At 60.6% G+C, this 6,732-nt stretch carries 7 protein-coding genes and 2 pseudogenes; 5 read left to right on the top strand and 4 right to left on the bottom strand.

Going from position 1 to position 6,732, the window contains the following annotated elements; translation table 11 throughout:
• Positions 1-175: 175 nt before the first annotated feature.
• The 4 genes and pseudogenes from NKJ15_RS23455 (at position 176) to NKJ15_RS23440 (ending at position 2,191) form a co-directional block, all read left to right on the top strand.
• Entirely contained in the window at positions 176-1,201 is a 1,026-nt protein-coding gene (locus NKJ15_RS23455; protein ID WP_352817833.1) for a zinc-binding alcohol dehydrogenase family protein, read from the top strand.
• Between the two features lie 101 nt (positions 1,202-1,302).
• Positions 1,303-1,404, top strand: a pseudogene (locus NKJ15_RS23450) (EamA family transporter); the annotation flags it as partial.
• A 132-nt stretch (positions 1,405-1,536) separates the two neighbouring features.
• The gene (locus NKJ15_RS23445; RefSeq protein WP_352817828.1) at positions 1,537-1,764 is read left to right on the top strand and encodes a CopG family transcriptional regulator; all 228 of its coding nucleotides are present in this window, start codon (positions 1,537-1,539) and stop codon (positions 1,762-1,764) included.
• A pseudogene (locus NKJ15_RS23440) lies at positions 1,709-2,191 on the top strand (TA system VapC family ribonuclease toxin). Before NKJ15_RS23445 ends, NKJ15_RS23440 begins: the two are co-directional and overlap by 56 nt.
• 141 nt (positions 2,192-2,332) lie before the next feature.
• Here NKJ15_RS23440 and NKJ15_RS23435 read toward each other — a convergent pair.
• The 4 genes from NKJ15_RS23435 to NKJ15_RS23420 form a co-directional block, all read right to left on the bottom strand.
• A complete protein-coding gene (locus NKJ15_RS23435; RefSeq protein WP_352817826.1) occupies positions 2,333-2,788 on the bottom strand; it encodes a type II toxin-antitoxin system VapC family toxin in 456 nt (151 codons plus the stop codon).
• On the bottom strand, positions 2,769-3,011 hold the full coding sequence (locus tag NKJ15_RS23430; RefSeq protein WP_352467423.1) for a type II toxin-antitoxin system Phd/YefM family antitoxin: 243 nt from the start codon (positions 3,009-3,011) through the stop codon (positions 2,769-2,771). Before NKJ15_RS23430 ends, NKJ15_RS23435 begins: the two co-directional genes overlap by 20 nt.
• Positions 3,012-3,468: 457 nt before the next feature.
• Positions 3,469-4,596 carry an NAD(P)/FAD-dependent oxidoreductase gene (locus NKJ15_RS23425; RefSeq protein WP_352817824.1) on the bottom strand — a complete coding sequence of 376 codons (1,128 nt, stop codon included), beginning with the start codon at positions 4,594-4,596 and terminating at the stop codon, positions 3,469-3,471.
• A gap of 64 nt (positions 4,597-4,660) precedes the next feature.
• Complete coding sequence (locus tag NKJ15_RS23420) at positions 4,661-5,662, bottom strand: SIS domain-containing protein (protein WP_352474449.1); 1,002 nt, start codon at positions 5,660-5,662, stop codon at positions 4,661-4,663.
• Positions 5,663-5,765: 103 nt separating this feature from the next.
• On the opposite strand from NKJ15_RS23420, the gene NKJ15_RS23415 reads away from it, so the two are divergent.
• Positions 5,766-6,602: a PfkB family carbohydrate kinase gene (locus tag NKJ15_RS23415; RefSeq protein ID WP_352771831.1), complete on the top strand. Its 837-nt coding sequence runs from the start codon at positions 5,766-5,768 to the stop codon at positions 6,600-6,602.
• Positions 6,603-6,732: the final 130 nt, after the last annotated feature.

Genomic DNA, 6,732 nt, shown 5'->3' with positions numbered 1-6,732 from the left:
CCCCGGGGGCACCCGGGGTTGCAAATTGGGCACCCCGGCGCGGGCGTGGGCCCGCGCAACACCGTCAAGCACTGGTTGTTACCCACCCGCGGCCGGGGGTTTTCCCCCGCGGGACCACTTCCTGTTGCCGGACTCCAGCTTAGCAAGGGGGTGAATTATAGTCATGGGCCCCACCATCAAAGTCGTGCGATGCGCTGAGCCGGGCAGGCTGGTGTTTGAGGAGCAGCAGGCACCAGGCACTCCGCCCGAAGGCTGGGCACTGATCAATGTCGCCTATGTCGGGATATGTGGAACCGACTTCCACATCTTCGAGGGCAGGCATCCTTATCTCGCCTATCCGCGCGTCATGGGCCATGAGGTTTCGGGAACAATCGCGGCAATCAACGCGCCGGTGGACCTGTCGGTTGGAGAGCAAATCCACGTCAACCCCTATTTTGCCTGCGGAAATTGTGCCGCCTGCCGCCAGGGAAAGCCGAACTGCTGCATGTCGATCGAGGTGCTTGGCGTGCACCGTGACGGTGCCATGAGCGAGCAGATTCTCGTGCCGGCGCAGAACTTGATACCAGCGGCCGGCCTGTCACCGGTCGAGGCTGCCACGGTCGAGTTTCTGGCCATCGGTGCTCACGCGGTGCGCAGATCCATGGCGGGGCCGGGCATTCGCACCTTGGTTATCGGCGCCGGGCCGATCGGCCTTGGCACCGCGCTTTTTGCGCGCATAGCGCAACTCAACGTGACCGTCATGGACGTCGATGCCGAGCGGCTGGCCTTTGCCGCAAGACAATTAGGCTTCCTGGTGATCGACGGGTCGAAGGGATCGATCGTCGAAACGATAGCGGAGCGAACTGCGGGAGCAGGTTTCGACGTCGTCTTCGACGCCACGGGGAACAGCCGTTCGATGCAGTCTGCCTTTGCCTATGTTGCCCATGGTGGCGTCATGGTGATGGTCAGCGTCGTGCCGGACGACATAACCTTCTCAGATCCAGAGTTCCACAAGCGGGAAATGATGCTGATCGGCAGTCGCAACGCGACGCGTAGCGATTTCCAGCACGTCATTGCCTCGATCCGCGCTGGAAAAATACCAATCGACCGACTCGTCACCCATCGCACTACCCTGCGAGACAGCCCACGCGATATTGCGATCTGGGCGCAGCAGAAGTCCGGTCGGATCAAGGCTGTTGTCGACGTGGCTGGAGCTGGCTGACGTCGGCAAACACAATCAAGATATGTGACCGCAGCCCTGATGCTGCATTGTGGGAGGGGGAGTTGCTCGGTGACGCCAGGCTAAGCGGCGCGCTTGACACAGTATTCGGAGTGGGTTTCCTAAGTGAACAATTGTCCCTGCCGAACTGGCTTGGCGTTTCACTGATTGCAGCGGGCGCAGTTCTCGTCGCATACAAAGGTTGAAGCCGTGAAGCGACGATCCTTCCGGCACAAAATGCGTTCACGCCAAGTCCGCCGGGTATTCGCATCGTTTGAGTATCCGACGTCGCTATTTTATATGATGCGTGATGTTTGATGCGCACCAAGCAGGGCAACATGAGAACCACACTGGCGATCGATGACGATGTCCTGGTTGCAGCCAAGGCCACCGCCCGGCAGCAGGATCGCAGCCTCGGCGAGGTCATCACCGATCTCGCCCGGCGCTCGCTGCGTCGGCCTCAAGCCGGCGGCGAGCGCAACGGGATTCCTCTACTGTCGCCTCGGCCGGATGCACCTCCCGTCACGCTTGAGACGGTCAACGCCTTGCGAGACGAACTGCCGTGACGTGCTCGATGTCAATGTGCTGATCGCACTGATAGATCCTGGCCACGTCGCCCATGACGACGCGCATGGAGTTCGAAGAGACCGGTAACTCGGCATGGCTACGTGTCCCATCACCGAAAACGGCGTCCTGCGCATCGTCGGCAACCAAAGATATCCCAATTCTCCCGGCTCACCAGCTGTTGTTGCGCGAATCGTTACCAAGTTGCGGACCCTGCACGGGCACAGCTTCTGGCCCGACGATGTGAGCCTGGTTGGCTCCGGCGACATTGATGCAGCCAAAATCCTGACCTCGGCGCAGGTGACGGCTACGTACCTTCTCGCGCTCGCCAAGGCGCGCGGCGGCCAACTTGCCAGCTTTGACCGCAAGCTGTCAGCGGCGGCCGTGAAGGGCGGGAAGTCTGCACTGCATCTGATTCCAACAAGGTAGAGACTCTTCGGTGCGGTCTACCTCCGATCTTCTCGGGTTTCTTCGGCGAGAAAGTCGCGGAGGTCCAGAGTCAGCACGGAATCGAGAGCGTCAAAGACTTCTGCACGTCGAACAACATAGGCAGGTGGTCGAGCGAAGAGGTCAATTGCCATTCGCGAGCGGCCCGAGAATTTGGACTCCCTGGCGGCGTGCGGCAAGTGCGAGCTTCCGATCGAGGGTGGCCAGCGGCAACTCGGTTTCGATTGCCAGCGCCAGATAGGCGGCGTCATAGGCGCTGAGCCCGTGCGAAGCCGCTAATGTCAGCACTGCGCCGTCCGACCCGCCGCCGGCGTCCTCCAGCGGCAATCGGCGCAGCCGTGCCATGGTGGTGGCAGCTTCGCCCGCCGCGATGCGGCCACGCCGCTCGGCCATCAATACGACGTTACGCGCCTCGTGCCAGAACAGGGAAAGGACAGGCGCCGTTGCTCCCGGCAATCGTCGCATCAGGGCGGCCGCCGCCTCACTGTCTTCATCAGGAAGAATCCAGGCAACGGCCATGGAAAAGTCGACAACGAAAGGCATCAGACGATGATCGCCATCAAGCGCGACGCCCTTCATCGCGCCAGGCCCGAATTTCGTCCTGCGTCACGGGCTTGGCGCGAGCGCGGGCAGCGCTGATCTCTTCGATCACGGCTTCGACATCGTTGCGCCGTTGAATCCGCGACAGTTTAGCGATGGGATCGTTGCCGCGCGAAATAATCACCTCCTCGCCGGCTTCTACCCTTGAAAGCAGTTCCGAGAGATGCGTTTTGGCCTCGCCAACTTTCACCGTGATGGTCATTTTCCTGTCCTTGCGCGCGTCGGGTCAACGTGGCGAGCCGTGTTCATTACCGAGCTGAGTGTAGATTGCTCGACAATCGCGCTTGCACGCGACGATAGGCGCAATCCTGCCCCTTGGTCAAGGCTTGGTCAAGTCACTGCCGACCCCTCGCACGCCGCAAGGCGGGCCGTCTCTTGACAAGGTGAAATCGTTCTGGAGCAACGGCTTCTGATCATGCGCAGTGTCTGATTTTGCGGGCGGAATCTTGCGCAACTTGTCGCGGTTATCGCACTCCAGTGGATCGCGAGTGGCTATCTGACCATAGTTTGCGGGGCATTCTTCTTCGGGCGTTCGCGCTTGGAGGCGCAGCGCCGACCTCTCGCCGTCTCTGTTGCCGTAGCACGACAACCCGATCACGCGGCTCTTCCCCAGGCCCGCGACCCATCTGGACAGTTCGGCCTTGCCCCAAATTGCCCTTTCAGCTGAAACGATTAGGGCGGAACGTTGCAAGCATGGGATGCGGATTGCCAGAGGCGATTTCTTTGGCAAGCAATTCGCCGACGATCAATCCAAGCGTGGCGCCGCTGTGGCTGAAGGCGACGTGAAGTTCGGCAACGGTCTCGACGCAGCCAAGCACTGGCTCGCCGTCGCCGGGGATGGGCTTCGGGCCAACTGCATAGGCAGCGAGTTGGAGCCGCGGATTGCCCTCGAGCACCGCACTAGCCTCCTCGAGCAGTCCTTTGACGGTCTTGTCGTGCACGGTGTAGGTTCCGTCAGAGTTGACCACGACTTCTTCCTCCGACCACGCCGAATCCAAAACAAGTGCGCCGTCCGGCGTCGGGCGAACCGCCACGCGGGGCGTATTCAGCACGGCACGGAGCTCGGTCTTGATCGGCTTGGTCTTCAAGAGAAGTGAAATTGGCGTGGCGTCGGGGACACGAACTCCGATCTCTGCGAGCATGATAGGCGTCGCTGGCCCGACCGCAAGGACCACTGCATCCGCCTTTACCGGCACACCGTCGGCAGTGACGACGCCACGCGCGCGACCACCTGTGGCATCTATCCGGACGCGTCCAGCGTCCCGAACAAACTTGCCGCCGCTGGAGCGGAACTCATTGAGCAGCAGACTGATCAAACACGGCAGGTCAACCCATCCTTCGCCGGGATTGAAGATGGCACCCTGGGCGGTAATTGCGCTCGCGTTGACGCCGGGCACCACTGCACCGACTTCGGCAGGGCCGAGCAGAAGCGCGTCATAACCAATATCCTGCTCCAGCTGGCAGACGGACGCGATCTGGTTCGTCTCGTCATCCGCATCCCAGGTGAGGCCGCCGTCAAAGCGAAGCCACGATCCCGTTTCCGGCCTTGTGGCGGCCAGGGTCCGATAACGGTCGATGCCTGCAAGCCTCAAGCGGTGGTAGGCAGTGTCCGCACGTCGCGCTGAGTTCAGCCAGGAAAGTGAACGGCCGGATGCACCGTTGGCTGGCGCGCCGTCGTTGACAACCGTTACATCAAGGCCAAGACGAGCAAGGTGCAATGCGGAAGAGATGCCGAAGATGCCCGCGCCGATAACAACAACATGGCGCGGCTTTGGTGATGCGGTCATAGAGAAATCCTTCTTCGCAGAAGCCGGGCTGGGAGTTGTTGGATGGCTGCAGAGCGCGGCGGAATTAATAGTCGGTGAGCTTCTTCATGTAGCGCCGGCCCTCAAGCATTGGACGGCCGCGCAGGGCGGCCAGCTCGTAGGCAAAACGCCAAAGCGTGTCGAAGAACACCAAGGGCACGAGATAGGGTTTGATGTGTTCGGACATACCGCTGAGGTCGAGTTCCGCTCCATCGAGCACCAGGACGTTTTCCCGGCTGCCGTACTTGAAAAGGAAGTCTCGGGCGCGTTCGGGAAGGCTCCGCGTTTCGTCCAAACCCAGCAAGACCACGAAGCAAGTATCCCGGTCGACCACCTCAAATGGGCCGTGAAAGAACTCGTTGGCGTGTATGGCCTGCGAATCGTACCACTGCATCTCCATCAACACGCAGATGGCGTACGAATAGGCCGCACCATAGCTGGCACCGCTGGCCAGTGTGTAGATCGCATTGCGCGGCGCGAAACGGGGGGCGAAGGCCTGAAACCGGTCGGCATAGGTCCGGTGCGCACGCTCGATCGCCGGCTGAAGATGGCTCAGGCTCGTCAGCAGATCGGCAGTTAGCCCGGCATCCTCCCGAGCATCGATCAGGCCGGCGAGCAACATATAGAGCACGCCGTAGTTGCTGCAGGCTGAATCGATTGCTTTGCCCGTCGTGTAGGAGGCCTGGTAGGCGACTGCGTGGTCGACCGCCAGCGCGAGGGGCGATATCTGGTCGAGCGTCATGCCGATTGTCGTTGCGCCTCGATCCTTTGCATGATTGGCCGCTCGCACAGTTTCGCGGGTGGTGCCGGTCTGCGAGCAAAGGACAACGAGCGCGTCAGGTCCCAACCGTCGCGGGTCTCGGCAGACGAACTCATCCGCGTTGTAGATGTCGCAGGCGAATGTGCCGCTGTGACGGTCGACGAAGTATTTGCCTGCCATCATGATCGAGAGCGAACCGCCGCACGCCACGAGGAATAGGTGCGAAAACTGCGTGCCCGCCGTAGCGGTCAGGGCGCGTTCCACGTCGGAGGGCAGGGCGGAAATCATGAGCTTCCTCGTCTCGTTGGCAGAGCTAGGGGCGGGCCCACAATTGACAGGTGGGCGGCCACTGTGCGAACGTTATCACACCCTTTAAACTGAAAGTCCTGCAATGGTCAAGATTGCCGCGATAGGCGATAACGTGGTCGATTGTTATCTTGCTCGCGACGAGATGTATCCTGGTGGAAATTGCCTCAATGTCTCGGTTTATGTCAGCCGCTTCGGCGGGCGATCGGCCTATGTCGGAGCGATCGGCAAAGACCGGGCAGGGGACCTTATCTGCACTGCACTGGCGTCGGAGCGCGTGGACATCACCCGATTACGGCGTCTCGAGGGACCGACCGCTTACTGCCTCATAGGTCACCGCAACGCCGATCGGATTTTCCTGGACTTCGATCTCGGAGTTTCGGTGTTTACGCCGACGCAAGAAGATCTGGATTTTCTCTCGGGCTTTCAGGCCGTCCACATCGGCCAGTCCAGCGGTTTGGACCCGTGGGTTGCCGCTGTATCAAGTAAGTCACTGTTGTCTTATGATTTTTCCACGCGACGGGACCCGGGACATCGACGCGAGATTGGACCCTATTGCTATCTGGCTTGTGTCTCGGGTGACGGTCTCGACGACAAGGAATTGGCCGCAATCGCGGCCGAATTGCTTGCACGTGGTTCAAAGTGGGTTCTTGTGACTCGTGGTCGAGCCGGCGCGGTGCTTCACGGCGACACCGTCTCTTACCGAACCCCGGCGCGGTTGGTCAAACCCGTCGACACCCTGGGCGCGGGCGACACCTTCATCGCCAGAACGCTATTCGGCCTGCTTAAGAAAGAGGCGCCTCAAGACATTCTCGGCCATGCCGCAGAGGCGGCTGCTGCTACCTGCCGGTACTACGGGGCAATCGGCCATGCGACAGCAATCGACCTAGGAAAGATGACGCCGGAGATCCCCCAGGCTTAAGACTGGAAAACCATCTAGCTGCGAAATTCTCCGAAACAATTGACGCGAGAAATGGACAATGCTAGATCAAATGATAACGTTCTCACCTACCTGGGCCGAACGCCATCTAAGAGCGTTTTGATAGATGAGA

This window comes from Mesorhizobium sp. M0207 (genome assembly GCF_040321995.1).
Lineage (GTDB): Bacteria > Pseudomonadota > Alphaproteobacteria > Rhizobiales > Rhizobiaceae > Mesorhizobium.
This window is presented reverse-complemented; position numbering and strand designations above follow the sequence as displayed.